Raw genomic sequence first — 24925 nt, 5'->3', positions numbered from 1 at the left:
AGTTTCGCCAGCTGCTGCAGTCCCATGGCGTGGTCCAAAGCATGAGCCGGCCTGGCAATTGCTGGGACAACGCGGTGGCCGAGAGCTTCTTTGCGACGCTCAAGACAGAAGAGGCTGCCGAGCCTTACGCCAGTAGGGAACAAGCCAGCCAGTCCATCGCTGCTTACATCCACGGATTCTACAATCCAGCCCGGCTACACTCGGCGCTGGGCTACCACTCGCCTAACAACTACGCCCGGCAGCTCCGGGCTGCCGCCTGAAACGGCTTCATGGCGTCCGTTTTCAGGGGGCCAGATCAGACACCCCCGCGCACCCAACCCGACCGGCCTCTGACAGATTTCGGTGGCCTGCCACCCACGGAGAAGAAAAAAGATCAAAAGCAAAAGCAGGCTGTCAGGCCGCCTTTTGTAGAGCCGAGCCCACGCTCGGCTTCGCGGACCGGCCGGAAAGCAGCCGAGCATGGGCTCGGCTCTACACGAGCAAGCGCAGCGCGCGACCCGCTTTTGATCTTCTTTTTCTTCTCCGTGGGTGGAGAACACCTGTGAACTGTCAGCGGCCGGGTGGGTGGGCAGTGCGGGGTGTCCGCGGCATGGATGCCGCGGCCAAGCCCCCAAGGACGGGTTTACGGCGTCCCCGTACTGCCCACCCACCTGGCCAGCCCTCAGCAATCCGGCTTTCCACGACCAACCAGACACCACCCACGAGGGGCTGCGCCGTTGGCTGGAAACTACCCGCGATGCCGGATCAACAACTGGCTCATCAACGCCCGCAGCGCCGGCGGCTTCACCGGCTTGGCCATCATTCCCCAACCGCGCTCGGCGGCCATCTCACGCAATCCCGCATCGCGCTCGGCGGTGACCAGCACCACCGGTGGGCGGGCCTGCCACAACTCGGCCAGCGTCTCGTACAGCACCGGCCCGTGGTGATCGCCCATGCGCACATCCAGCAGCACCAGCTCCGGCACCGCGGCTGTTGTCGCCAGCTGCAGCGCCGCCTGCGGGCCATCGGCCAGCGCCACCTCGCAGCCCCAGCGCTCCAGCAACGCGCGGCTGGCGGCGCAGACGTGCGGATCGTCGTCGATCACCCACACCCGGCGACCGCGCAGCGGATTGTCCGCGGCCGGTTCCTGCACCAGCACCGGCACAGGAGCAGTAGCGGGAATCGCGCTGGCTTCGCCGAACGGCACGCCCACCGCGAACACGCTGCCCTGGCCCAGCTGCGAGCGCAGGCGGATCGGGTGGCCGAGCAGCCGACCGATGCGGTCGACGATTGCCAGGCCAAGACCGGCGCCGCGCTGCTGGCCGTCGTGCAGGCGGCGGAACTCCTCGAAGATCTCGCCCTGCAGTGCATCGGGAATGCCGGGGCCCTGGTCGTGAACTTCGATCCACAGCAGGCCTTCGCGGCGACGGCAGCCGAGCAGCACGCGGCCACGTTCGCTGTAGCGCAATGCGTTGGACAGGAAGTTCTGCAGGATGCGGCGCAGCAGCGCTTCATCGCTGACCACCACCGCAGCGGTATCGACCCAGTCGACCACCAGCCCACGTGACTGCGCGGCGATGCCGAACTCGCGTGCCAGCGTCTGCAGCAAAGGCCCGAGCCGGAACGCCTGTACGCGCGTGGGCAGGCTGCCCGATTCCAGGCGCGCGATATCCAGCAGGCTGTTGAGGATCGCATCCTGCGCGGCCAATGCAGCATCGATGTGGTCGCTGGTCTGTTGCTGCGCCGGGTCACTCAGCTTGCCGCGCAGCACCGAGACGAACATGCGCGCCGCGTTGAGGGGCTGCAGCAGGTCGTGCACGGCCGAGGCAACGAAACGGGTCTTGTAGCGGTTGGCCTGCTCGGCTTCGCGGCGTGCTTCTTCCAGATCATGGGTGCGCTCGGCGATGCGGTGCTCCAGCGCATCGGCCAACGAGCGCAGTTCGCGCGCGGCGTTCTTGTAGCTGGTGATGTCGGCATAGCTGGTGACGAAGCCGCCGTCAGGCAGCGGATTGCCACGGATCTCCAGCACCGTGCCGTCGTCCTTCTCGCTCTCGCGCATGTGCGGGCGGCCGCTGCGCAGGTGGTTCAGGCGGCGCTCGATTGCTTCATCGACGGGGCCCGGACCGAGCAGGCCACGGCGTGCGTTGAAGCGGAACAGTTCCTCGATTGGCCGGCCGACGCGAACCAGATCCTGTGGGAAACGGAACAGTTCCAGGTAGCGCGAGTTCCACGCGACCAGGCGCAGTTCGCGGTCGATCACCACCACGCCCTGCGGCAGGTGTTCGAGGCTGCGGCTGAGTCCGCTGTCGGCGTCGGTGGCCGCCTGCAGCAGGCCATCCTGTGCGGTGCGCAGTTCCTGTGCGTGCTGCTTGAGCAGGGTTTCCAGTTCGCGGCGGCTGCGCAGGCGATGCTTGGCCAGGCGTCGGCGCTGCTGCACGAACAGCAGCAGGAAGCCCAGCGCCAGCCACGCGGCACCGCCGGTGAGGGCGGCTGCGCGACCGGCGGCGGTGGCGGCGCTGGCGTCGTGCAGCAGATGCAGGTTCCAGCCTTCGGCGGGCAGCGGCAGGCTTTGCCACAGCATCGGCTGCGGCAGTGCGGGATCGAGCAGGCGCACCATGCGGCCACCATCGGCAAGCACGTCTTCAGTACGCGCGCGCAATGGCTGCAACGCGCGGTCGGCGTATTGGCGGGCGTCCAGCATTTCACGGCGCTCATCGGCGCCCAGCGGGCGCAGCAGGCGGTAGCGCCAGGTGTCACGGCTGGCCAGGAACACCACGTCATGGTCGTCGCTGGCCAGCACCACGTCCGGGCTGCTCAACCATTCCTGTTCCAGCGCCGACAGCTCGACCTTGATCACCACCACGCCGAGCCGCTTGCCGTCTTCCTCGATGGCCTGCGACAGGTAGTAGCCGGGCACGCCGGTGGTCATGCCGATGCCGTAGAAGCGACCGCGGCCCTGCGCCAGTGCCTGGCGGTAGTAGGGGCGGTAACTGTAGTTCTCACCGACATTGGTGGTCGGCTGGTCCCAGTTGCTGGCCGCCACTGCCACGCCGTCGTGGCCGACCAGGGTCAGGGTCGAGGCACGGGTGACTTCATTGGCGCGTTGCAGCTTGAGGTTCAGCCGCTGCTGTTCGGTGGGCGAGGGCGGCACACGCAGGGCGTGCAGCAGATCCGGATCCAGCGCCAGTACCTGCGGCAACGTGCCGAAGCGGTCGATGCGCTGCTGCAGGCCCTGGCCGTACAGCTGCAGCTGGCGTTGCACCTGGCTGCTTTCCTCGCCGAGGGCGCGCCGCCAGGCGTAGTGGCCGGCGGCGACCGCACAAAGCACGGTGCCTCCGACCATCACCAGGATGGTCAGCAACAGCATCCGGTGGCGGCTGAGCCAGTACATGGCGGCAGTCTACGCAGGGCCGGCGGGCGTGACGTGCACGCCCGCCGGGATCTGACGTGGAAGGGGTCAGAAGTGCATCTGCGCGCGCAGCTCGAAGATCTCCGGCGTGCTGTGCACACCGCGACGGCTGGCGTCGACCTTCACGTAGTTGGCCTGGAACTTGAAGTGGCTGGTCAGGTACCAGTTCGCGCCCAGGGTCAGGTCGTGCTGGCGGCCACCAAGGATGCTGCCATCGTCCAGGTCCATGCGGCTGTAACGGGCCACCAGTTCCACCGCGCCGTAGTCGTGCGCCGGCTTGATGTTGGCCACGGCACCTGCGTTGTACGGGCGCGACTCGCCGGTCAGCACCCAGCTGGCCATCGCGTACTGGCCGCTGCCGGTGTAGTCGGGCTTGCCGTCATGGCGGGTGACCGTGGCGCGCAGGGCTTCGGCCTGCAGCGAGAACGGGCCGCGGATCCAGATGCCTTCCAGGCCGGTGCGGCGGATCTGGTCGGCGGTGACCAGGGCGCCGGAATCGACGTAGCGGATGTCGGTCAGGCCGGCTTCCGGGCGTGCGCGAAGGCGCGCGCTGGCCTCGTGGTGCACGTCACGGCCATCGCTGTAACCGCGCGGATTTTCCTGCGAGTAGGCCAGGCCCAGGTGGATCACGTCACCCGGCGCCTTCACCGGGGTCCACACCGCACGTACTGCCTGGGTGGTGCCGGGGTTGTCACCCTGCAGGTCCTTGCCGCCATAGGCGCCGGCCTGCAGAAGGTACTGCGGGCGCTCCAGCACCCATTCCACGCCGGTGCGGCGGCCTTCGTAGAAGGCCTGCACGGGCAGTGCGGTTTCCAGGAAGCTGCCGGCGCGCGAAGAGGTGTTCGCATCCAGGCCGACCGGGGTCTTCATATAGCCGAAGCGGAAGCGACCGATGTCGCGACCGAAGAAGGCCTTGCTCTCGAAGCGCACGAACACGTCCAGCCAGGTATCGGACTGGAAGTCGTAGTAGACCATCGCGTCGTAGACGCCCTTCTTCTTCAGCGTCGCACCGAACTCCTTGCGGCGCACGGCGTCGTCGTCCTCCAGGCCGCTGCCCGAGGAGAAATCGTTGTAGTCGTAGGCGATGTTGGCGGTAGCGGCCAACTCGGTGCCGTCGCCGAAGGCGTACTTGGTCGGCCAGTTGTCGAAATCGGCAGCCGAAGCGAAGGCGGGAAGCGCGGCCAGCGACAGGGCCAGCAAGGTGGGAATCGGGCGCATGTTGGGTGCGGCTCTCTCAGATTGCGTGTGGACAGGACAACAACGGCCGCAGGGGCCGAAACTTTCGCAATGACGCGCCCGGCCGTTCAGCACGGGCCACCGGCCTCCCCAGGATCGGGCGGTGCGGCGCCAGTGTAGGCATCGCCGCCACCTGAACCGGGGGGCTAGTACCAATAGGTTATCTGCGCCGGCGTGCCCGGCGCGTACAAAGGCGTCCATTGGTCGCACCTCCTGCGCATGCAGCACAGGGCCTGCGATCAGTTTCCACGGTAACGGTTCCCGTGCTGTCCCGGGGCCGTACGTGCCTGAAAACGCCCCTTCCGGAGTCCGCCATGCACATCCCGACCGCAGCCCCGGCGCCTGCAAAGCCGTTGCCGATCTATCGCCAGCTGTATTTCCAGGTGATCGTGGCGATCGTCCTGGGCGCCATCCTCGGCCACTACGAACCGCTGATCGGCGAGAAGATGAAGCCGCTCGGCGATGCCTTCATCAACCTGGTGAAGATGATCATCGCGCCGGTGATCTTCCTCACCATCGTCACCGGCATCGCCAGCATGACCCACCTGCGCACGGTGGGCCGGGTGTTCGCCAAGGCGATGGCGTACTTCCTGTTCTTCTCCACGCTGGCACTGATCGTGGGCATGATCGTGGCGCACGTGGTACAGCCCGGCGCCGGCATGAACATCAACCCGGCCGAGCTGGACCAGACCGCGGTGCACAGCTACGTCGAGAAGTCGCACGACCTGACCCTGGTCGGTTTCCTGATGGACATCATTCCGAAGACGCTGGTGAGCGCCTTCGTCGACGGCAACATCCTGCAGGTGCTGTTCATCGCGGTGCTGTTCGGCATCGCGCTGGCCTCGGTGGGCGAGAAGGGCAAGCCGATCCTGAACTTCCTGGAGGCGCTGGTCGCCCCGGTGTTCAAGCTGGTGCACATCCTGATGAAGGCCGCCCCGATCGGTGCCTTCGGCGCGATCGCCTTCACCATCGGCAAATACGGCGTCGGTTCGCTGGTCAACCTGGCGTGGCTGGTGGGCTCGTTCTACCTCACCGCGTTCCTGTTCGTGGCGGTGATCCTCGGTGTGGTCTGCCGACTGTGCGGCTTCTCGGTGTTCAAGCTGGCGCGCTACCTGAAGGCCGAGCTGCTGCTGGTGCTGGGCACTTCCTCGTCGGAGTCGGCGCTGCCGTCGCTGATGGAGAAGATGGAACGCGCCGGTTGCAGCAAGTCGGTGGTGGGCCTGGTGGTCCCGACCGGCTACTCGTTCAACCTGGACGGCACCAACATCTACATGACCCTGGCGGCACTGTTCATTGCCCAGGCCACCAACACCGAACTGACCCTGGGCCACCAGATCGCCCTGCTGCTGGTTGCCATGCTCAGCTCCAAGGGTGCGGCCGGCGTCACCGGTGCCGGCTTCATCACCCTGGCCGCCACCCTTGCCGTGGTGCCGGAGGTACCGGTGGCCGGCATGGCGCTGATCCTGGGCGTGGACCGTTTCATGAGCGAATGCCGCTCGCTGACCAACTTCATCGGCAATGCGGTGGCCACCGTGGTGGTTTCGCGCTGGGAAGGCGCGCTGGACCGCAACCGCCTGCAGCTGGCGCTGGATGGCCGCGAAAGCGAGCTGCCGCCGCCGGTGGACGCACTGCCCGAGGCGCTGCCGGCCAAGGGCTGACCCAGGTGTGTGGTACCGCGGGGCCGATCACGACAGTGGTACGGCCCCGCGGCGTTTCAGGGCGTCCCATGGCTGTCATCGGGGGCGCCGATGCTTGGCATCCCGGTACCGTCGCATACGGCACGGAATTGTGCAGTCGCAGCATGCCTGCGACAGGATAGCGACAGGTCCAGACGCTCCAACGGGGGTATCATCCCCTGTCCCTTCTGCCCATTCATGTAACCCACATCGATGTCCAACGAAGATTTCAAACAGGCCGCCCTCGATTACCACCGGATGTCCCCGCCGGGAAAGATCAAGGTTTCCGCTACCAAGCCCATGCTGACCCAGCGCGACCTGTCGCTGGCGTATTCGCCGGGCGTGGCGTACGCCTGTGAAGCGATCAAGGCCGACCCGCAGCAGGCCAGCGAGCTTACCGCCCGCGGCAACCTGGTGGCGGTGATCTCCAACGGCACCGCGGTGCTGGGCCTGGGCAACATCGGCGCGCTGGCCGGCAAGCCGGTGATGGAAGGCAAGGGCGTGCTGTTCCAGAAGTTCGCCGGCATCGATGTGTTCGACATCGAAGTGGATGAAACCGACCCGGACAAGCTGGTCGACATCATCGCCTCGCTGGAGCCGACCTTCGGCGGCATCAACCTGGAAGACATCAAGGCGCCGGAGTGCTTCGTAGTCGAGCGCAAGCTGCGCGAGCGCATGAAGATTCCGGTGTTCCATGACGACCAGCACGGCACGGCGATCATCGTCGGTGCGGCCGTGCTCAACGCCATGGCGATCACCGGCAAGAAGATCGAGGACGTGAAGCTGGCGACCACGGGCATGGGCGCGGCCGGCATTTCCTGCGTGAACATGCTGGTGCAGCTGGGCCTGAAGCCGGAAAACATCCTGGCCTTCGACCGCGAGGGCGTGATCCACACCGGTCGTACCGACCTGGATCCGGAAAAGCAGCGCTATGCGCGCGACACCGACAAGCGCACCCTGGCCGAGATCGTCGACGGCGCGGACATCTTCCTGGGCCTGTCGGCACCGGGCATCCTGACTGCCGACATGGTCAAGACCATGGCGCCGGACCCTGTGATCTTCGCGCTGGCCAACCCGACCCCGGAAATCATGCCGGAGGTGGCGCGCGCCGCGCGTCCGGACGCGATCATCGGCACCGGCCGTTCGGACTACCCGAACCAGGTCAACAACGTGCTGTGCTTCCCGTACCTGTTCCGCGGTGCGCTGGACGTGGGCGCCACCGCGATCAACGAGGAAATGAAGATCGCCTGCGTGCGTGCCATCGCCGCGCTGGCCCGTCGTGCGGCCACCGACATGGGCTCGGCCTACGGTGGCGAGACGCCGAGCTTCGGCCGTGAATACCTGATCCCGCGCCCGTTCGACCGCCGCCTGCTGGTGGAGTTGTCGGCCGCCGTGGCCCAGGCCGCGATGGACTCGGGCGTGGCCTCGCGCCCGATCGAGGACATGGGCGCCTACCGTGACAAGCTGGCCCAGTTCGTCTACCGCACCAGCCTGATGATGAAGCCGGTCTACGACCGCGCGCGCAGCGACAAGCAGCGCGTGGTGTACGCCGAAGGCGAAGAGGAAGTGGTGCTGCAGGCGGTGCAGAACGTGGTCGACGACGGCCTGGCGCACCCGATCCTGATCGGCCGCCCGGAAGTGATCGAATCGCGCATCGAGCGCCTCGGCCTGCGCCTGAAGATCGGCGAGAACGTTGAAGTCACCAACATCAACGACGACCCGCGCTTCAACGAATACTGGCAGTATTACCACGGCCTGACCGGCCGTCGTGGCGTGACCGTGGCCGCGGCGAAGAACCTGATGCGTTCGCGCCCGACCCTGATCGCGGCGGTGATGGTGGCCCGTGGCGAAGCCGATGCGATGCTGACCGGCATCGTCGGGCGCTTCCACAAGAAGCTGGGCTACGTGCGCAGCGTGCTGCCGCTGGAGCCGAAGGTCACCTCGACCTCTGCGATGACCGGCGTGATCAACCAGCAGGGCGTGTTCTTCTTCGTCGATACCCACGTGCAGGAAGACCCGACCGCCGAGCAGCTATGCGAAGCGACCCTGCAGGCGGCCTACCGCATGAAGCTGTTCGGCATCGAGCCGAAGGTGGCGCTGCTGTCGCACTCCAACTTCGGCAGCCACGATTCCAAGGACGCGCTGAAGATGCGCCAGGTGCGCGAGCTGCTGCTCAAGCGCAACCCGCGTCTGAACGTGGACGGTGAAATGCAGGGCGACACCGCATGGGATGAAGCGCTGCGCCAGAAGCTGCTGCCGGGCTCGACCCTGCAGGGTCGCGCCAACCTGTTCGTGCTGCCGAACCTGGAAGCGGCCAACATCGCCTACAACCTGGTGCGTGTGTTCACCGACGGCGTGGCGATCGGCCCGATCCTGATGGGCGTGAACAAGCCGGTGCACATCCTGACCACCAGCGCGACCTCGCGCAGGATCCTGAACATGACCGCGATTGCAGCGGTGGATGCGCAGATCAGGAAGCAGATCGAAGCGGAAAAGAAGGCCTGAGGCCTTCTTCCCGATTCGATCTGCAGAAACGCGCCCTACGGGGCGCGTTTCTGTTTCCGCAAAGCGGAAACGGGTAGTGCCGGCCGCTGGCCGGCAGTGATGTCCGGGCGCACGACGTCAGCCGGCCAGCGGCCGGCTCTACCCCGGTCTGTGCCACACGCGCTACGCAACCCGGTCATGTCCCTGCAACGCCGTTGCGGCCCAATACGCCCACGCGGCCCGGCCGTGGGAAGGGACCGGACCGGCCTTCCCACCCTGGGCCCGACCAACTTTCCACGGGTGAGGGTGTCATGCGCAATCGAGTGACGCGGCGGTACTTCCAGCAGCTGTTCGCGCTGTACGCCGGCTTCGTGCAGTCGCGCTGAGGCGTAGACGCAGCGAGGTAGAGTCGACCGTTGGTCGACTATCGCGCGATAGCGCGGGGTTTTCGGGGGCTGTACGAAAGGCAGTCGACTAACAGTCGACTCTACCCAGTCGACTCTACCCAGCCGGCTCTACCCAGCCGCCGCAATACCCAGTTGATCGCCCAGTCAGCGCCGCTTGCCGCGGCGCGCTGGTGCCGGCGGCGGTGCATCCGAACGCGGCTTGGCGTACTGCGTCCACAGCGCCGGCAGTGCCTTGCCGGTGTGCTTCTGCCACAGCGCCGGCGTATAGCGGCCGTCGCGCAGGGCCTTGTCCAGCGCCAGCACCAGGCCGGGATACTCGGCCTCGGCCCATTTCAGGAACGCACCGGTCACCCGGTAGCCGCTGTCGAAATTCTGCCCCTTCTCGACCTTGCCCGGCAGTACCCAGCCTGCGGCGGCATTGTCCATGCCGTAGCGGTCGCGTGCGTAGTCTGCGATGCCTTCCACCAGCCAGCCCGGCACCCGTGCATCGCCGTAACCTGGATAGCCCTGCACGATGTGCATCGCCTCATGGGTGACCAGGTCGATGTCGTTCGGGTGCTGCGCCAACCAGCCTGGGTTGATGGTGATCGTCGCTGCCTGGTCCTTGTCGCCGACGAAGGCGATGCCGGTGTAGGCCGGATCGATCACGATCCGCACCATCGCCGGCGCGGCAGGGTGGAAGTCCGCGCGTTCGCGCAGGTAGGCGAAGAAGAACGTATCGATCACCCGCTTGCGCTGCGGCGCGGCCAGGGCGCCACGGGCGTCCTGGTAGTTCAGCGTCACGCCGTCGCGGGTCAGCTGCGTATCGAACGCCTGGGTCTGGCCGAAACTTGAGAAGGACAGGGCAACAAGGGCCAGAGGCAGAAGACGGTAGCGCATGCGGCTCATTGTACGGTGCCGGCCGCCAGCAGTTCGATCTCCGCCAGTGGCAGCCGTGCCGGTGCCGCCAGGCGCAGGCGGTATTCGCTGTAGCGGCCGGGTCTGGCAATGCGGAACGGGCGGGTCTGGCGGGCGGATTCGAAGTCTTCGCCGCTGCGCTGGTCGAGCACGGTCCAGCTGCCGCCGCCGTTGCGCGCCTCCAGCGTCCACTCACCGCCCTGGATGCGGCCGTCGCCGCTGGTGAGCGTGTACATCGTCGGCGTGCCGTCGCTCAGTCCGGTCAGCGCGATGGTTGCGCCGCCGCCCAGGCCCACGGTGGTACTCGCATCGTCATCGACTAGTGCGGGCAGGGCGCGGCCATCGGCCAGCGTCGCCTTCGCGCCGCTGCCGAGCAGGTCGTGCAGCAGCTGCGGGCGCTGGCCGCGCGCGGTCAACGAGCGCGGCACATCGTCCACGCCGCTGCCCCAGCGCGAGGGACGGGGTCCCATCACGAAGTCGAGGGTCGCGCCCTTGGCGATCAGGTCGTGAGGCACCCAGGTCTTCGTCCACGGCTTGCCGTTGATCTTCAGCGACTGCACGTAGACGTTCTCGCGCGAGTTGTTGGCCGCATTCACGGTCAGCACCGCGCCACCCTGCAGCTCCACGCGTGCATGCTCGAAGGCCGGCGAGCCGATCACGTACTCCGGGGCGCCCATGCGCAGCGGGTACAGGCCCAGCGAGGCCAGCACGTACCATGCCGAGGTTTCGCCGTTGTCCTCATCGCCCGGATAGCCCTGGCCGATCTCGCTGCCGACGTACAGCCGCGACAGGATCTCGCGCACGTGCTGCTGGGTCTTCCACGGCTGCCCGGCATACAGGTACATCCACGGGATGTGGTGCGCCGGCTGGTTGCTGTGCGCGTACATGCCCATGCGCACGTCGCGCGCTTCGGTCATCTCGTGGATGGTGCCGCCGTAGGAGCCGGCCAGTGCCGGGTCTGCGGTTTCCGGCGTGGCGACGAAGGTATCCAGCTTCGCCGCCAGCTTGTCGCGGCCACCGTACAGCGCGGCCAGGCCTTCGCCGTCATGGGCGGCAGTGAAGGCGAAGGTCCAGCCGTTGGATTCGGTGTAATCGTGGCCCCACACGCGCGGGTCGTAGTCCTTGGCGTCCACGCGCCAGCGGCCATCGGCCTTGCGGCCCTGGAAGAAGCCGGCGGCAGGGTCGAACATCGTCGCGTAGCTGGCAGCGCGGTGGCGGAAGTAGTCGGCTTCGGTGCTGTAGCGCTCGCGTGCGGCCGGCGTGGTCGCGCGCTTGGCCAGCGCATCGGCCATGTTGGCGATGCCGAAGTCATTGAGTGCGCCTTCCATCGTCCACGACATGCCCTCATGCACGTCGGCGCTGGCGTAGCCCCGGAAGGTCGAACGGTCCATGCCCTTGCGGCCGACATGGCGGTCGGGTGGTACCACGGTCGCGTTCTTCAGCGCGGCGGCGTAGGCCTCGCCCGGATCGAAGCCGCCGACGCCCTTCAGCCACGCATCGGCGAAGGCCACGTCCGAGCTGGTGCCGACCATCAGGTCCGCGTAGCCCGGCGACGACCAGCGCGCGATCCAGCCGCCAGCGCGGTACTGCTCGATGAAACCCTGCACCATCTGCCCGGCATCGTCGGGCGTGAACAGCGCGTAGGCCGGCCAGGTGGTGCGGAAGGTGTCCCAGAAGCCATTGTTGACGAACACCTTGCCATCGCGCACGGCGGCAAAGGTGCGGGTCGCGCTGCCCTCGGTGTTGTCATCGCTGGCGCTGGCCTGGTTGGCGTAGCGCCACTCCGGTGCGGCGGCGCTGCCCACGTTTTCATGGCCGGAATTCGGGTACAGGAACAGCCGGTACAGGCTGGAATACAGCGTGGTCTTCTGGTCGTCGCTGGCATCGCCGATGTCGAAGCGGGCCAGGCGTGCGTCCCATGCATCCTGCGCACGGCCGGCCACGCTCTCCAGCGTATCGGTGGCGGCGATTTCCAGCGCCAGGTTGTGTCGTGCCTGCTCCACCGAGATCAGCGAAGTGGCGATGCGCATGGTCACCCGCCGGTCGCTGCCGGCATCGAACTTGATGTAGCCGGTCGGTCGGCCGGTGTCGAGGCGCCCACTGCTGCGCCACGGCTTGTCGAAGCGGGCCACCACGTACATGCGGCTGGCGCCGTTGGACAGGCCGCTGCGCGTGTCGGTGTAGCCGGACAGCGTCTGAGTGGCGGCGTCCAGAGTCAGGCCGCCACGTGCATCGACGTTGTCGAACAGCAGGTTGGCGTCGCCGTCCTCCGGGAAGTCAAAGCGGAACAGCGCGGCATGGTCGGTCGGCGCGATCGATGCCGCGACGCCGTTGTCGAAGCGCACGTCGTAGCGGTAAGGGCGGGCGCTTTCATGGCTGCGGTCGAACGACAGGGCACGCTTGCGGCGGTCAGCCTCCGGCACGCCACGACTGGCCGATGGCATCACCTGGAAGGTCTGGCGGTCGCCCATCCACGGGCTGGGTTGGTGGCTCAGCGCAAGCGCCTGCAGTTGCGGACGGTTCTGCGCGTCGTTCTGCTCGTTCCAGCGGTACAGCCAGTTCAGCGCACCGGCATCGGTGACCGGGGTCCAGAAGTTGAACCCGTGCGGCACCGCCGTGGCCGGGAAATTGTTGCCACGCGAGAAGGTGCCGTTGGCCTGGGTACCGCGGGTGGTCAGCACCCAGTCGGAGACGCGCGCTGGCTGCTGCCGTGGCACGGTGTCCAGGCGAACGTCATCAATCCAGCCGGAGACCGGTGCGCCGTCGGCACTGGCCACCTCCAGTTCGATCGCCACCACGCGGCGGCCCTTCAGCGCGGGCACATCGCCCAGCCGCACCGCCTTGCGCGCCCATTGCTGCGGGTACAGCGTCTTCGAGTCGCCCTGCGCGCGGGCGCCGAGGGCCACCCCATGCTGGTCACGCGCAGCGCCGGCCGAAACCCGACTGCCATCGTCCAGCAGCAGGTCCAGAGACACATAGGTCGAAGCCACGGTGTCCTTGCCGACGATCTCCGGCAGCACCAACCACGACAGGGTGGTATCGGCCTCGATGGTCACGTCCGCCTTGAACAGTTCGCGCCGCGCATTGCCACCTCCACTGCTGTAGCGCAGTGCGTGCAGGCCGCTGTAGCCGACATTGCGCTTGGCGGCGTAGGGCGCCGCGGGGCCATTGCCGATCGTGACCTGCAATGCGCCTGCGGCCGGTTCCGGAGCCGGCTGGCCCGGCTCGAACGAGCTCTGCAGTCCCTGTGCCAGCACCGGCATCGCGGTAGTCGCACAGGCCAGGGCCAGGGCGAGCGGAAGCAGGGCGCGGCGTGGATCGGACAGGGTCATGCAGGGGTCTCCCGGAAGGGCTGGCGGCGGGCAGAACCCGCATCGGCGGACACCACGGACAGCATCGCTCCGCCCGCCGGGATGGCAGTGGAAGAGGCGATGCCGGTCCGGTGGGGGCGTGCCATGCGATCGGGTCGGATTGGGGTAGGCCGGTTCACGACCTGGCCCGATCCTGCAACAGCCGTGGCAACCTGACAAGTGCCATTTAGTTCGATCCAAATGCGGTAAATATCGTTGTCGGTGGTTTCCCGGGGTGAATCTGCAGGATCGGTCGGGAATTCCCGCCGGCACCTCACCCCGAAGTGGCATGCAAGGTCGCAGGGAATCGGCCCGGTACGCGCAAACACCCGTTGCGGCGCAATGTCGGGGCGGCCTGGATGCTAGAATCGCAGGCCTCGCAACCCGTTCATCGACATCCGCCATGAGCCATACCGCCACTGCGCCCGCCAACGCCGAGAAGCGCTACACCGTGCACCGCAGCGATCTGCCGCTGAGCTGCCCGACCCCGGAAATGGCGCTGTGGAACTCGCATCCGCGCGTGTACCTGCCGATCGAAGACGAGCCCAATGGCGAAGCGCAGTGCCCGTACTGCGGTTCCGTGTTCGTGCTGGCCGACTAAGCGGCCGCCCCTTCGATGCGCCGATTGACCGTGGTGCAGTTGCTGCCGGCGCTGCACTCCGGCGGCGTCGAGCGCTCGACCCTGGAAATCGCTGCGGCCCTGGTCGCCGCCGGCCATCGCGCGCTGGTGGTTTCCGGCGGTGGCCGCCTGGTGCAGCCGCTGCTCGACAGCGGTGCCGAGCACCTCAGCCTGGACATCGGCCGCAAGTCGCTGCTGACCCTGCGCCACTTGCCGACCCTGCGCCGCTTGTTTGCCGAGGTTGGTGCGGACATCGTGCATGCCCGCTCGCGGCTGCCGGCCTGGCTGGGCCTGTACGCAATCCGTGCCCTGCCTGCCGCGCAACGCCCGCACTGGGTGACCACCGTGCATGGGCTGAATTCGCCCAGCCGCTACAGCGCGGTGATGACCAGCGGCGAACGCGTGATCTGCGTGTCCAACACCGTGCGCGATTACGTGCAGCGGCACTACCCGACCGTGCCCGAACAGGCATTGCAGGTGATTCCGCGTGGCGTCGATGTGGCCCAGTTCCCGCGCGTGGCGCGTGCCGATCGCCGTCCGCGGATGGCGCTTGCGGCAGAGTACCCATGGCTGGCGCAGGTTGACGGCCCCTTGCTGCTGTTGCCGGGGCGTGGCACCCGCCTGAAGGGCCACGCACACGCATTGCAGCTGCTGGCGGATGTGCGCGCCGCCGGCGTGCCGGCACAGTTGTGGATGCTGGGCACCGATGAACCCGGCCGTGAAGCCTACGTGGCCGACCTGCGCCGGCAGGCGGCCGCGCTCGGCGTGGCCGAGGCCGTGCACATCAGCACGCCGACCGCACGCATCGCCCAGGCCTACGCGGCCAGCGACCTGGTACTGCAGCTGTCGGACAAGCCTGAAGCGTTCGGCCGCACCGTGGTCGAGGCGTTGTCGGTGGGCCGGCCGGTGCTGGGTTGGGACCATGGTGGCGTTGGTGAGCTGCTTCGGCAGCTGCAACCCGCAGGTGCCGTGCCGCTCGGCGATGCGCGGGCATTGGGTGAACGTGCGCTGGCCCTGCTGGCCCAGCCCCCGTCCTTGCCGACCCGCATCCCGTTTACCCTGCAGGCCATGCAGCGCGATACCCTCCGCCTCTATGCCGACCTCGCCGGCTGACCCCACCGTCATCGTGCGCGACGACCGCGCCGGGCGCTGGGCGCCCTGGTGGGTGCTGGCGTACGTGGCGATGTGGCCGTTGCCAGGCATCGCCGAAACCGTGTTGGGCCTGGGCGCGCTGTACGCGGCGGCGCGCATGGTGACGCGCCGCCTGCAGCGCCGCCCGCATCTGTTGAGCACGGCGGCCTGGGCACTGACTTCGATCCTGTTCCTTGGTTACTGGCTGCCGCAGGCATTCTCCGCATTCGATGCGATCGATCCGGCGGCCTCGTGGACCAAGGCTGCTGCGGGCCTGCGCTATCTGCCTTTCATGTGGCTGGTGGCGATCGCAGTGGCTACGCCGGAGCGGCGGCGGCTGACCTTCGCGGGGCTGGCACTGATCACCGGCGCATGGACGCTGGATGCACTGGTGCAGGCGGTGGCCGGCACCAGCCCATGGTTCTGGTCGCTGGAACACCTGAAGCTGGCGGTCAGTGGCCACGCACTGTGCCCGGCCGACGAGGCCGCACTGGCAGATCGCCTCAGTGGCGCACTGGGACCGTGCAACCTGAAGTTCGGCCAGGTGCTGGCCAGCCTGTCGCCGTTCCTGCTGCTGCCCGCCGCGCGGCGCTTTGGCAATACGGGCTGGCTGCTGGCTGCGGCAGCGCTGGGCAGCGTGCTGCTGTTGGCCGGTTCGCGCGCCTCGTGGATCACCTTCGCGCTGGTGCTGGCCTACAGCGGCGTGCGCCAGTTCGGCTGGAAACGGCTGGCCGCGCTGGCGCTGGTGGCGGTGCTCGGCGCCGGTGCGCTGACCGCCAGCGTGCCGCAGCTGCGCGAGCGCTTCGCGCGTACGGCCATGGCCCTGGATGGGGGCGAGCGTGGTGTCGACGAGGCCCTGTCAGGGCGCGCGCGGATCTGGGAAGCCGCCGCCTGCATGATTGAAGAGCACCCGATCAATGGCGTGGGTGCACGTGGTTTCCGCGATGCCTATCCCGCTTGCGTGGCGGAGGAAGGGCCGGCCGTGTGGGGCAATGCCCCGGCGCTTCATGCCCATCAGATCGTGCTGGAAATCCTCGCAGAGACTGGAGTGATTGGTCTGTTGCTGTGGCTGGCGGCGGTGGCCCAGGCCTGGCGCGCATGGCGCTACGCGCCGGCAATGGCCCGCGAACGCGCGCGTCCGGCGATGCTGGCGCTGGCGGTGACCGTGTTCCCGCTGAACACCCATCTGGCGTTCTATTCGGCCTTCTGGGGTGGCCTGACCGTATTGCTGGCCGCGCTGTTCGCCGGCAGCCTGCTGGCGCGCGACGCGGACGACACGCCGACGGCGGTGTGATCGTCCATCCAGCCTGGCGTGGCTCTACTGCGCGTACCGAACGGAGATTGCTGTGGTGGATCCACGCCATGCGTGGATGGAGCTTTCCCGACGCAAACACAGGTAACCCACCCCTACCGGTGTTTCCATGGGTATCGCACGCTCGAGGCATGGCCAGCCCAAGACTCCGCTACGGTCGATATTCCCGATCCGGCAACGTGTACTTGACCACGGCAACCCTTGACCGTGAACCGTTGTTCGCCGATGCGGCGAACATGGCGATCCTGATCGACACCCTGCGCTTCGTCGAGCGTAGGGGCTTCAGCCACAGTCTCGCCTGGGTGGTGATGCCCGACCATCTGCACTGGCTGATGGAAATGCGCGGTGGCAGCGCGGCTATCACGACCATGCAGTGCGGACCGAAGAATCACTTCACGAGAAGGCGATGTACATCCTGGCCAATCCGGTCCGTGCGGGCTTGGCGTGCGTGGTGGGGGAGTACCCGTACGCCTGGTGCCGCTGGCCGTTGTGAATCCCGGCACGGAATCGAAGAGCATCCACGCATGGCGTGGATCTACTTGTAGAAATCGCTCCGCCCACCCGGCTGGCGCTTGAAGCGGCGGTGGATCCACAGGTACTGGTCGGGCGCCTCGCGCACCATCTCTTCGATGGCCTGGTTGACCCGCGTGGTATCGGCTTCCACGTCGTCGCTGGGGAAATTCTCCAGTGGCGCGCCGATCTTCAGGAAGTACTTTCCGCCTTCGCGGCGATGGAAATACGGGATCACCGCACAGCCGGTCATCCGCGCCAGCTGGTGGGTGGCGGTGATGGTCGAAGCGGTGTGGCCGAAGAACGGCACGAACACGGTGTCCTTGCCGCGCATGTCCTGGTCGGGCGCGTACCAGAGGAAGCCGCCCTTCTTCAGGTGGCGCACGGTAGCGCGGATGTCCTCATTGGCGAACATTGCCTTGGCGTAGCGCAGGCGGCCGAACTTCACCGCCCACTCGTACACCGGGTTCTTGTGCTTGCGGTACATGCCTGAAAGATCAACGTAGTCGCACAGCAGGCGCCCGCACATTTCCAGGGTCATGAAATGGCCGGACACCAGCAGCACGCCACGACCTTCCGCCTGCATCTGCCGCAGATGTTCCAGTCCTTCGATCTGCACCTGCGGGCGGATGCTGTCGATGCTGCCCCACCAGGCGCGGATGCACTCGAACACGCCCACCCCCAGGGCATCGAAGCTGTCGCGCACCAGGCGCTGGCGCCAGGCCTCGTCCTTCTCGGGGAAGCACAGCTGCAGGTTGACCTCGGCGGCGCGGCGACGGCTGCCCAGCAGGCGCCAGGTGATCCAGCCGACGCCCCGGCCCAGCGCACGCTGCAGCATCCACGGCAGGCGGGCGATGGCGAAGGCGCCCAGCATGGCGGCGAACATCGGCCAGTTGCGGGGATCGCGCAGCGACGGGCGGACGGCGGTGGTGGCATCGGACATTGGCCCATTCTACCAAGGCGGCCGCGTGTCTTTCCCGGGGGGCTCCCGTATCCTTGCCGCATGCGTAAAGACCCTGTCGAATGGATCCTGCGCGGCCTGTACTCGGTCGTGCTCTACATCCTGCTGCCGATCACCGTGTACCACCTGGTCTGGCGCGGCTTCCGGGTCCGTGAATACTTCCGGCGCTGGGATGAGCGCTATGCCTCCTATCCGCAGCCCACCGGCCAACCGCGGGTCTGGCTGCACGCGGTCTCGGTGGGCGAAGTCAATGCCGCTGCGCCGCTGGTGAACGCGCTGCGCAAGGAGCGCCCGGACATCCGCTGGGTCATCACCACCATCACCCCGACCGGCTCCGAGCGCGTGCGTGCGCTGTGGGGCGACGCCCTGGACCACGTCTACCTGCCGTATGACGTGCCCGGCAGCGTCAACCGCTTCCTCGGCCACTTCCAGCCCAGCCTGGCGCTGATCCTGGAAACCGAACTGTGGCCGAACATGCTGTTCGGCTGCCGTGACCGTGGCATTCCGGTCTACATCCTCAACGCGCGCCTCTCGGCACGTTCGCTGCGGGGCTACCGGCTGCTGGCGGCGTTGATCCGCCGCGCGCTGCGCGCGGTCACCTGCGTGGCCGCGCAGTCGCAGGACGATGCCGAGCGTTTCGTGCAGCTGGGTGCCGCGCCGGAGCAGGTGCAGGCGCTGGGCAACCTGAAGTTCGACATCACTACGCCGGACGTGCAGGGCTTCGTCGAGCAGTTCCATGCCCGCGTGCCGGCCCGGCGGCCGGTGTGGATCGCCGCCAGTACCCATGATGGTGAAGAACAGGCGGTGATCGATCTGCATCGGCGCCTGCGCCGGCAGCACCCCGACCTGTTGCTGCTGTGGGCGCCCCGGCATCCCGAGCGCTTCCCGAAGGTGGAGGCGCTGGCGCGGGAGCAGGGCTGGAACGTGGCAACCCGGCGCGCGAAGCAGTGGCCGGAGGTTGGAACCGATGTGTTCGTCATCGATACCCTGGGCGAGCTGATGCCGTTCTATGCCTGCGCGCAGGTGGCGTTTGTCGGTGGAAGCCTGCAGCCGATCGGTGGCCACAACCTGCTGGAGCCGGCGGCGATGGGCACCGCTGCGGTGACGGGCCCGCACCTGCACAACTTCTCGGAGATTTCCCGCCGCATGCGCGAAGCGGGCGCGCTGTTGATCGGCGAAGACGTGCAGGCGGTCGGCGAACTGCTGCAGCACCTGCTCGAAGATCCACATGCACGCGAGGACATGGCGCGGGCAGGCTGCACGCTGATCAGCAACGGACGCGGTGCCCTGCAGCGTACGCTGGCGCTGGTCGGACCGCACCTGCCGCCGCCTTGCCGCTGAGTCCGAAGGGCCGGCGCACGCGACGTGACTGTCGTGAAAGACCGCGTCAATTCTGCTTAGCGACCTGGAATCTGTCGTAGCGGGACCGTGAGCTTCCTTGCCAACGTGCCTGCCGTCACATCGTGATGCGCATGGCGCGTATTCCGATACCGCCTCCCGGCACAGGCTGTCAGTCTGCTGTCGACCGCGCTTGGGCGGATATCAAGGGAACTTGCGATGGACAGCGACAGCAGCCCCGGCATCGATGAGCCCGGGTACGGCGATCGCCTTGTGGTGGTGGCACTGACCTTGCTGCTGGGAGGCGGCGTGGTCGCGCTGGTCGGCCAGCACACCGCAGCCCAGGCAGGCCCGGCCATCGTCCTGAGCCTGCTGCTGGCCGCGCTGGGCACAGGGCCGCTGCTGTACTGCCTGCACGTTCTGAACCAGCAAAGGCCCGCTGCCGATGGCCTGCATGGCGTGGTGCGGGACTGCTGGGGAGGCGTGCCGGCCGTTCTGCTCGGTGGCGCGCTGCTGCTGGAACTGGTGGTGACTGCCGCTGGCGTTGCGCAGTCCGTCGCCAACCATCTGCATGTACTGCTGGCTGGTTGTGGAATCGAGGCCAGCAACGGGATGCCGGGTCAACTGATGGCTGCTGCCAGCCTGCTGTTGCTTGCAGTGGTCGGATTGCTGCGGCCACACCGTGTGGTGCTGGTTGCCTGCGTGCTGCTGACGGTGAAGGTCGGCGCCGGCCTGCTGTTGCTGGTGCTGGCAGCCCGCCATGTGCACTACGCGTACTGGATTCCATGGCTGCCGCCGGCAACGGCACCCTATCGCTTCGGGATCGGCGGTGTACTGGCGGCGAGCGTGCCGCTGTACGGTGTGTTCGCCACCGTTGGCCTGGCGCTGGGATTTCCTGGCATCGGCAGGCAGGCGAGGGCACGGCCGCCGCTGCTGCCGGCGTGCGTGCTGCTGGCCATGGTGCTGCTGATCGTACTGGCCGCGTTGCAGGCGGGCCTGGTCGAATTTCCGGCCCTGGCCAGCACGCGGCCTTTGTCGGTCGCCCTGCAGCATCACCCGCAGTTGTACTGGGTGATGCCCTTGCTGCCGCTGGCGGGAGTGGCAGGGTTGGTGGCGCTCATCCTGGTGCTGCTGATGTTGGCTGCGCAGGTGGCGATGCAGCTGTGGCCGACGGCAGGTGACCGATCCCTGGAGTTCCGGGAGAGACTGGTGCCGGTTGCCGTCGTCCTGCCGGCGGCATTGCTGGCGTTGTGGGCGCCCATGGGCAGCCTGCCGGTACTGCCTGGTCCGGCAACCCTGTTGGTGATGGGGGCCGTGTGCGTGGCCGTGCTGCGCGGACGGGCACAGCGGTCACGCGCCCTGCCGGTGCTGGCTCCCGTCGCCATCGCACTGTGTCTGCTGGCCGCAGTCGAACGGATGCGGGTCTGGCCCGGCTGACGGTCGGTGGGTGCATGCTTCCGTCCGCGCGACCAACAAAAAAGCCACCCTCGCGGGTGGCTTCTTCGTGACCGGCAGGCTGACGACTCAGTGCGTGGTGGTTGCCGGGTTGCCCGCGTCCTGGGTCAGCAGGCGGTTGACGTCCTGCAGCTCGGCCACGTCCAGCGCACCCAGCGACTGGCTCAGCAGCAGGCGGTTCTGCAGGAAGGTGTAACGGGCCTGGGCGTAGTCCAGCTGCGCCGAGAACAGGATGCGCTGGTTCTGGATCACGTCCAGCACGGTACGGGTACCGACTTCCAGGCCGACCTGCGAGGCGTCATAGGCGCTCTGTGCCGAGACCACCGCCAGGCGGCGGGCTTCCACTTCGCTGATGCCCTGTACCAGGGTCTGGTAGGCATTGCGGGTGTTGCGGTCCAGGGCACGCTTCTGCTGCTCGTAGCCGTCCTGGGCAATGTCACGCTGGGCCAGTGCCTGGCGCACGCCGGACTGGGTAGCGCCGCCGGCGAAGATCGGCACGTTCAGGGTCAGGCCGATGCTGTTGGTGCGGGCATCGGGGGACAGCGAGCCGGAGCCGGTGCTGTCGCCCCAGGTCGCGGTCTTGCCCCAGCTGCCGCCCAGCGACAGGGTCGGGTAGTGGCCACCACGCGCGGCCTGCACGCCGGCTTCGGCGGCGCTCACCTTCAGTTCCTGCGCCTTCAGCGCCGGATTCTGGGTGGTGGCCTGGTGCACCAGCTCATCGATGTTGCCACGGTTGGCCGGCACTTCCGGACGGAAGTCGGCCGGCAGGCCGCGCAGGTTGACCACCGGCTGGCCGGTCAGTTCGGTCAGGGCCTGGTAGTTATCGGCCAGGGTGTTCTGCGCAACGATGGTGTTGGCACGCGCCTGGTCGTACTGGGCGCGTGCTTCGTGCACGTCGGTGATCGGCGCCAGGCCCACTTCCAGGCGCTTGTCGGCGAAGTCGAACTGCTTTTTCGCGGCCGCTTCATTGGTCTGTGCGGCGTTCAGCGATTCGATCGCCACCAGCACGTTGAAGTAGGCCGCCGAGGTGCGCACGATCAGGCTGTCGTTGGCAGATTCGAGGGTGAAGTCCGCCGCCTTGCTCAGCTCACGCTGCGAACGCAGGTTGTTGATCTGGGTCCAGTTGAACAGCGTCTGGCTGCCATCGATCGTGTAATTGCGGCGCTTGTTGGTGAACGAGCCGGAGTTGATGTCGGCGTTCGGCTCGCTGCGCGTGCGGTTCAGCGTGGCCTGGCCGTTGATCTGCGGCAGCAGGGCGGCGCGCGCCTGCACGGCGCCTTCCTTGTCGACCAGCCGGGTCGATTCGGCGGCGGACAGCTGCGGATCGCCGTTGCGCGCCATTTCGTAGACCTGCAGCAGGTCGGCGGCATGGGCAGACAACGGCAGCAGGGCAGTGGCCAGCGCAACAGCGAGGGATCGGCGGATCATTGCGGCTTCCTTGGACTCAGAGGTGGAACTGGGGGGCCGGGGCGGCACCGCGCAGGTAATCGATATCGGTCTCGAACAGGGACTCGGTGCTGCCGTCGGCCTTGACCAGCAGGGCCTCCATCGCCGGCGAGCGGCCGTGGATCACGAACAGGCGACCACCCGGACGCAGCCACGAGGCGAACTGTGACGGCACCACGTCGACCGCACCAGTGACACAGATCACGTCAAAGCGGCGTTCGGTCTGCCAGGACAGGGCGTCAGCCACTTCCACGCGGACGTTGGTGCCCAGGCCGGAGGCGTCCAGGCGGGCACGCGCGGCGGCGGCCAGCTCCGGGTCGATCTCCAGGCTCAGCACGTCGCGCGCCAGCGCGCCGATGCAGGCGGACAGGAAGCCGCTGCCGGTGCCGATTTCCAGCACTTCGTCACCCGGCTGCAGATCCAGTGCCTGCAGGGTACGGCCCTCGATGACCGGCTTCATCATCTTCTGGCCGTGGCCGATCGGCAGTTCGACATCGGCGTAGGCCAGTGCCCGGTGTGCATCGGCGACAAAAGCCTCGCGCGGCAGGCGGGCCAGGACGTCGAGCACCTTGATGTCCAGCACGTCCCAGGGACGGATCTGCTGTTCCACCATCAGTTCGCGGGCGTGGGCGTAATCAATCGTCATGAGGTTCAAATCCAGCGCAGTGGGCCGGCCATTTTACCGGTGCCGGAGGCCGGCGGCGCGCCCAGAGCATCAGCTGCCGGGTGGCCGGGGTCGCAGTGCCGGAAGTCATCGCGACCTCCGGTTCGTTCAGTTTTGGTTATTCAGCCGTCCCGGCCCCTCGCGGCGCATAGGCGCGCAGGAAGAAGTCGATGCTGGCGGTCACGTGGGCAAGAGGGTCGCACTCCACCGGTGACAGTGGCATGCCGCACATCATATGCATGTGCACTTCGCCCTTGACCAGGGTCAGGAACTGCTCGCCAGCCAGCGAATAGTCGGTGATTTCCAGCTCGCCGCGCTCGGCGCGTGCCCGCAGGAAGTCAGCCAGGGCCTCGCAGGTACGTTCCGGTCCTGCCTTCCAGAACAGCTCGCGCAGGCGTTCGTCGGTCTCCGGCGCCATCATCATGCGCTGGATCGAGATCGCCGCATCGGAAGTGATCAGTTCGAAGAAGGCCAGGCCGATGCCGATCAGCTGGTCGCGCAGCGGGCCGTCCGCGTCGGCCACGAACAGGGCATCGGGCAGCATTTCAATGCACTTTGACTGCACGGCCTCGGAGAACAGGGTCTCCTTGTCGCCGAAGTGGCTGTACACGGTCAGCTTCGAGACGCCGGCCTGGGCGGCAATGGCGTCCATGCTCACGCCGGTATACCCCTGTTCGATGAACAGTACCTTGGCTGCTTCAAGGATCGCCGCGCGCTTGCCCAGATCCTTGGGGCGCCCGGGTCCGGCGGCCTTGGCAGCGGGCTTGGCCGACGGCTTGCGGGAAGTGGAAGAACTCATCGCAACAATACTAGACCAAGCGGTTCGATATTTATACTATACCGGCCGGTTTATTAAATTGGGCCGGCAGTCGCGGCTCCCCCTTGTTGCAACCCTGCGTTTTCAGGACGTTGACCGATGAAGATCGTGCGCTGGATGGGCGGTATGGTGTGGGTGGCTGCGCTGGCAGCCTGTTCGGGACAGGAACAGGCGCCGCAGGCGGCCGTGCCGGTACTGGTGGTTCACCCCGGCGAACAGGCCGGACAGGCGCCGGCGGCATTCCCGGGCACGGTGCGTGCCCGTCAGGAAAGCCCGCTGTCGTTCCGCGTCGGGGGCAACCTGGTCAAGCGCCACGTCGATGCCGGCCAGCGGGTGAAGAAGGGCGACGTGCTGGCCGAACTGGACGTGGCTGACTTCGCGCTGCAGGCCCGTGCCTCGCAGGCGCAGCTGGCTGCTGCCGAGGCCGACCTGGTGCGTGCCCGCGATGACCTGAAGCGCTACCAGGTGCTGGCCGACCAGCAACTGGTCAGCCGCTCGCAGCTGGACCAGCAGTCCGCGGCGTTCAAGGCCGCGCAGGGCCAGGCCAATGCGGCCCGCGCCAACCTCGATGTGCTGCGCAACCAGGCTGACTACGCGCAGCTGCGCGCGCCGGCCGATGGCGTGATCGCCAGCCGCGAGGCCGAAGCCGGGCAGGTGGTGTCCGCCGGCCAGACCATCTTCAACCTGGCCGCCGATGGCGGCCGCGAAGTGCTGATCGACCTGCCCGAGGCGACCATCCGCGACTACGCGGTTGGCCAGCCGGTCGAGGTGGAACTGTGGAACCGCCCGGGCCAGCGCCTGCCCGGTACGATCCGCGAGATCGCCGCCGCCGCCGATCCGCAGGCACGCACCTATGCCACCCGCGTCAGCCTGGCCGCCGATGCGCTGGCCGATGTCGAACTGGGCCAGAGTGCACGCGTCTACAGCAGCGCCGGTCGCCACGGTACCCTGCAGCTGCCGCTGGGCGCGCTGCAGCGCGGTGCCAACGGTGCGGCCAGCGTGTGGGTGGTCGATCCGGCCAACAGCACGCTGAAGGCCGCCTCGGTCACCACCGGTGCGTTTGGCAGCGAGACCGTGCCGGTGCTGTCCGGCGTGAACGCGGGTGACTGGGTGGTTGCCGCCGGTGGCCACCTGCTGCGGGCGGGCCAGCCGGTGATCGCCGTGGACCGGCAGAACCGCCCGGTGCTGAAGCCGGCCGCGCCGGCCGCTGCCGCCAAGGCCAAGGAGTAAGCCG

17 protein-coding genes and 1 pseudogene are annotated in these 24925 nt (G+C 67.5%); 10 read left to right on the top strand and 8 right to left on the bottom strand.

From position 1 onward, the window contains the following. Nucleotides 1-260: integrase core domain-containing protein (locus JLDANKMP_RS22195; RefSeq protein ID WP_206621901.1), on the top strand; the 260-nt coding region annotated here is incomplete at its 5' end. 467 nt (nt 261-727) lie between these two features. Here JLDANKMP_RS22195 and JLDANKMP_RS22190 read toward each other — a convergent pair. Next, nucleotides 728-3370: a PAS-domain containing protein gene (locus tag JLDANKMP_RS22190; protein ID WP_212562119.1), complete on the bottom strand. Its 2643-nt coding sequence runs from the start codon at nt 3368-3370 to the stop codon at nt 728-730. 66 nt (nt 3371-3436) lie between these two features. Continuing rightward, nucleotides 3437-4606 (bottom strand): porin, encoded by a 1170-nt coding sequence (locus tag JLDANKMP_RS22185; RefSeq protein WP_005414426.1) that lies wholly within the window; start codon nt 4604-4606, stop codon nt 3437-3439. A gap of 332 nt (nt 4607-4938) precedes the next feature. Here JLDANKMP_RS22185 and JLDANKMP_RS22180 point away from each other — a divergent pair, with 332 nt between their 5' ends. Then, nucleotides 4939-6282 carry a dicarboxylate/amino acid:cation symporter gene (locus JLDANKMP_RS22180; RefSeq protein WP_005410972.1) on the top strand — a complete coding sequence of 448 codons (1344 nt, stop codon included), beginning with the start codon at nt 4939-4941 and terminating at the stop codon, nt 6280-6282. Nucleotides 6283-6513: 231 nt separating this feature from the next. Beyond that, nucleotides 6514-8805, top strand: coding sequence for an NADP-dependent malic enzyme (locus JLDANKMP_RS22175; protein ID WP_012481213.1), 2292 nt, complete (start codon nt 6514-6516; stop codon nt 8803-8805). A gap of 530 nt (nt 8806-9335) precedes the next feature. On the opposite strand, the gene JLDANKMP_RS22170 is transcribed toward JLDANKMP_RS22175, so the two are convergent. Both JLDANKMP_RS22170 and JLDANKMP_RS22165 read right to left on the bottom strand, forming a co-directional pair. After that, nucleotides 9336-10079, bottom strand: a complete 744-nt coding sequence (locus tag JLDANKMP_RS22170) for a basic secretory protein-like protein (protein ID WP_032966989.1) — start codon at nt 10077-10079, stop codon at nt 9336-9338. Further along, nucleotides 10076-13420 carry a GH92 family glycosyl hydrolase gene (locus tag JLDANKMP_RS22165; RefSeq protein ID WP_212562118.1) on the bottom strand — a complete coding sequence of 1115 codons (3345 nt, stop codon included), beginning with the start codon at nt 13418-13420 and terminating at the stop codon, nt 10076-10078. Before JLDANKMP_RS22165 ends, JLDANKMP_RS22170 begins: the two co-directional genes overlap by 4 nt. Nucleotides 13421-13841: 421 nt before the next feature. Here JLDANKMP_RS22165 and JLDANKMP_RS22160 point away from each other — a divergent pair, with 421 nt between their 5' ends. The 4 genes and pseudogenes from JLDANKMP_RS22160 (at nt 13842) to JLDANKMP_RS22385 (ending at nt 16993) form a co-directional block, all read left to right on the top strand. Then, nucleotides 13842-14039, top strand: a complete 198-nt coding sequence (locus JLDANKMP_RS22160) for a zinc-finger domain-containing protein (RefSeq protein WP_005410967.1) — start codon at nt 13842-13844, stop codon at nt 14037-14039. Between the two features lie 15 nt (nt 14040-14054). Further along, nucleotides 14055-15170 carry a glycosyltransferase gene (locus JLDANKMP_RS22155; RefSeq protein ID WP_212562117.1) on the top strand — a complete coding sequence of 372 codons (1116 nt, stop codon included), beginning with the start codon at nt 14055-14057 and terminating at the stop codon, nt 15168-15170. Continuing rightward, on the top strand, nt 15151-16482 hold the full coding sequence (locus JLDANKMP_RS22150) for an O-antigen ligase (RefSeq protein WP_212562116.1): 1332 nt from the start codon (nt 15151-15153) through the stop codon (nt 16480-16482). The genes JLDANKMP_RS22155 and JLDANKMP_RS22150 overlap by 20 nt, the downstream gene beginning before the upstream one ends. A 149-nt stretch (nt 16483-16631) precedes the next feature. Then, a pseudogene (locus tag JLDANKMP_RS22385) lies at nt 16632-16993 on the top strand (transposase). 42 nt (nt 16994-17035) lie between these two features. On the opposite strand, the gene JLDANKMP_RS22145 reads toward JLDANKMP_RS22385, so the two are convergent. Next, on the bottom strand, nt 17036-17953 hold the full coding sequence (locus JLDANKMP_RS22145) for an LpxL/LpxP family Kdo(2)-lipid IV(A) lauroyl/palmitoleoyl acyltransferase (protein ID WP_005410964.1): 918 nt from the start codon (nt 17951-17953) through the stop codon (nt 17036-17038). 60 nt (nt 17954-18013) lie between these two features. Here JLDANKMP_RS22145 and waaA point away from each other — a divergent pair, with 60 nt between their 5' ends. Together waaA and JLDANKMP_RS22135 are read left to right on the top strand one after the other, a co-directional pair. After that, the gene (gene waaA, locus JLDANKMP_RS22140; RefSeq protein ID WP_212562115.1) at nt 18014-19312 is read left to right on the top strand and encodes a lipid IV(A) 3-deoxy-D-manno-octulosonic acid transferase; all 1299 of its coding nucleotides are present in this window, start codon (nt 18014-18016) and stop codon (nt 19310-19312) included. A 216-nt stretch (nt 19313-19528) separates the two neighbouring features. Then, entirely contained in the window at nt 19529-20746 is a 1218-nt protein-coding gene (locus JLDANKMP_RS22135) for a hypothetical protein (RefSeq protein ID WP_024958464.1), read from the top strand. Between the two features lie 87 nt (nt 20747-20833). Here the strand turns inward: JLDANKMP_RS22135 and JLDANKMP_RS22130 are convergent, their stop codons facing one another. The 3 genes from JLDANKMP_RS22130 to JLDANKMP_RS22120 form a co-directional block, all read right to left on the bottom strand. Beyond that, nucleotides 20834-22192: a TolC family outer membrane protein gene (locus tag JLDANKMP_RS22130; RefSeq protein ID WP_005410961.1), complete on the bottom strand. Its 1359-nt coding sequence runs from the start codon at nt 22190-22192 to the stop codon at nt 20834-20836. A gap of 16 nt (nt 22193-22208) precedes the next feature. Beyond that, nucleotides 22209-22856, bottom strand: coding sequence for a protein-L-isoaspartate O-methyltransferase (locus JLDANKMP_RS22125; protein ID WP_005414414.1), 648 nt, complete (start codon nt 22854-22856; stop codon nt 22209-22211). Between the two features lie 136 nt (nt 22857-22992). After that, on the bottom strand, nt 22993-23673 hold the full coding sequence (locus tag JLDANKMP_RS22120) for a TetR/AcrR family transcriptional regulator (protein ID WP_005410959.1): 681 nt from the start codon (nt 23671-23673) through the stop codon (nt 22993-22995). A gap of 117 nt (nt 23674-23790) precedes the next feature. Here JLDANKMP_RS22120 and JLDANKMP_RS22115 point away from each other — a divergent pair, with 117 nt between their 5' ends. Next, nucleotides 23791-24921 (top strand): efflux RND transporter periplasmic adaptor subunit, encoded by a 1131-nt coding sequence (locus tag JLDANKMP_RS22115; RefSeq protein WP_005410958.1) that lies wholly within the window; start codon nt 23791-23793, stop codon nt 24919-24921. Nucleotides 24922-24925: the final 4 nt, after the last annotated feature.

Source organism: Stenotrophomonas sp. PE591 (genome assembly GCF_018320795.1).
GTDB classification, from domain to species: Bacteria; Pseudomonadota; Gammaproteobacteria; order Xanthomonadales; family Xanthomonadaceae; genus Stenotrophomonas; species Stenotrophomonas maltophilia.
This window is presented reverse-complemented; position numbering and strand designations above follow the sequence as displayed.

Excerpts from the sequence above, each read along its gene's own strand:
- JLDANKMP_RS22190 (WP_212562119.1), bottom strand. The coding sequence starts at position 3,370 with ATGTACTGGCTCAGCCGCCACCGGATGCTGTTGCTGACCATCCTGGTG.
- JLDANKMP_RS22185 (WP_005414426.1), bottom strand. The coding sequence starts at position 4,606 with ATGCGCCCGATTCCCACCTTGCTGGCCCTGTCGCTGGCCGCGCTTCCC.
- JLDANKMP_RS22180 (WP_005410972.1), top strand. The coding sequence starts at position 4,939 with ATGCACATCCCGACCGCAGCCCCGGCGCCTGCAAAGCCGTTGCCGATC.
- JLDANKMP_RS22175 (WP_012481213.1), top strand. The coding sequence starts at position 6,514 with ATGTCCAACGAAGATTTCAAACAGGCCGCCCTCGATTACCACCGGATG.
- JLDANKMP_RS22170 (WP_032966989.1), bottom strand. The coding sequence starts at position 10,079 with ATGAGCCGCATGCGCTACCGTCTTCTGCCTCTGGCCCTTGTTGCCCTG.
- JLDANKMP_RS22165 (WP_212562118.1), bottom strand. The coding sequence starts at position 13,420 with ATGACCCTGTCCGATCCACGCCGCGCCCTGCTTCCGCTCGCCCTGGCC.
- JLDANKMP_RS22160 (WP_005410967.1), top strand. The coding sequence starts at position 13,842 with ATGAGCCATACCGCCACTGCGCCCGCCAACGCCGAGAAGCGCTACACC.
- JLDANKMP_RS22155 (WP_212562117.1), top strand. The coding sequence starts at position 14,055 with ATGCGCCGATTGACCGTGGTGCAGTTGCTGCCGGCGCTGCACTCCGGC.
- JLDANKMP_RS22150 (WP_212562116.1), top strand. The coding sequence starts at position 15,151 with ATGCCGACCTCGCCGGCTGACCCCACCGTCATCGTGCGCGACGACCGC.
- JLDANKMP_RS22145 (WP_005410964.1), bottom strand. The coding sequence starts at position 17,953 with ATGTCCGATGCCACCACCGCCGTCCGCCCGTCGCTGCGCGATCCCCGC.
- waaA (WP_212562115.1), top strand. The coding sequence starts at position 18,014 with ATGCGTAAAGACCCTGTCGAATGGATCCTGCGCGGCCTGTACTCGGTC.
- JLDANKMP_RS22135 (WP_024958464.1), top strand. The coding sequence starts at position 19,529 with ATGGACAGCGACAGCAGCCCCGGCATCGATGAGCCCGGGTACGGCGAT.
- JLDANKMP_RS22130 (WP_005410961.1), bottom strand. The coding sequence starts at position 22,192 with ATGATCCGCCGATCCCTCGCTGTTGCGCTGGCCACTGCCCTGCTGCCG.
- JLDANKMP_RS22125 (WP_005414414.1), bottom strand. The coding sequence starts at position 22,856 with ATGACGATTGATTACGCCCACGCCCGCGAACTGATGGTGGAACAGCAG.
- JLDANKMP_RS22120 (WP_005410959.1), bottom strand. The coding sequence starts at position 23,673 with ATGAGTTCTTCCACTTCCCGCAAGCCGTCGGCCAAGCCCGCTGCCAAG.
- JLDANKMP_RS22115 (WP_005410958.1), top strand. The coding sequence starts at position 23,791 with ATGAAGATCGTGCGCTGGATGGGCGGTATGGTGTGGGTGGCTGCGCTG.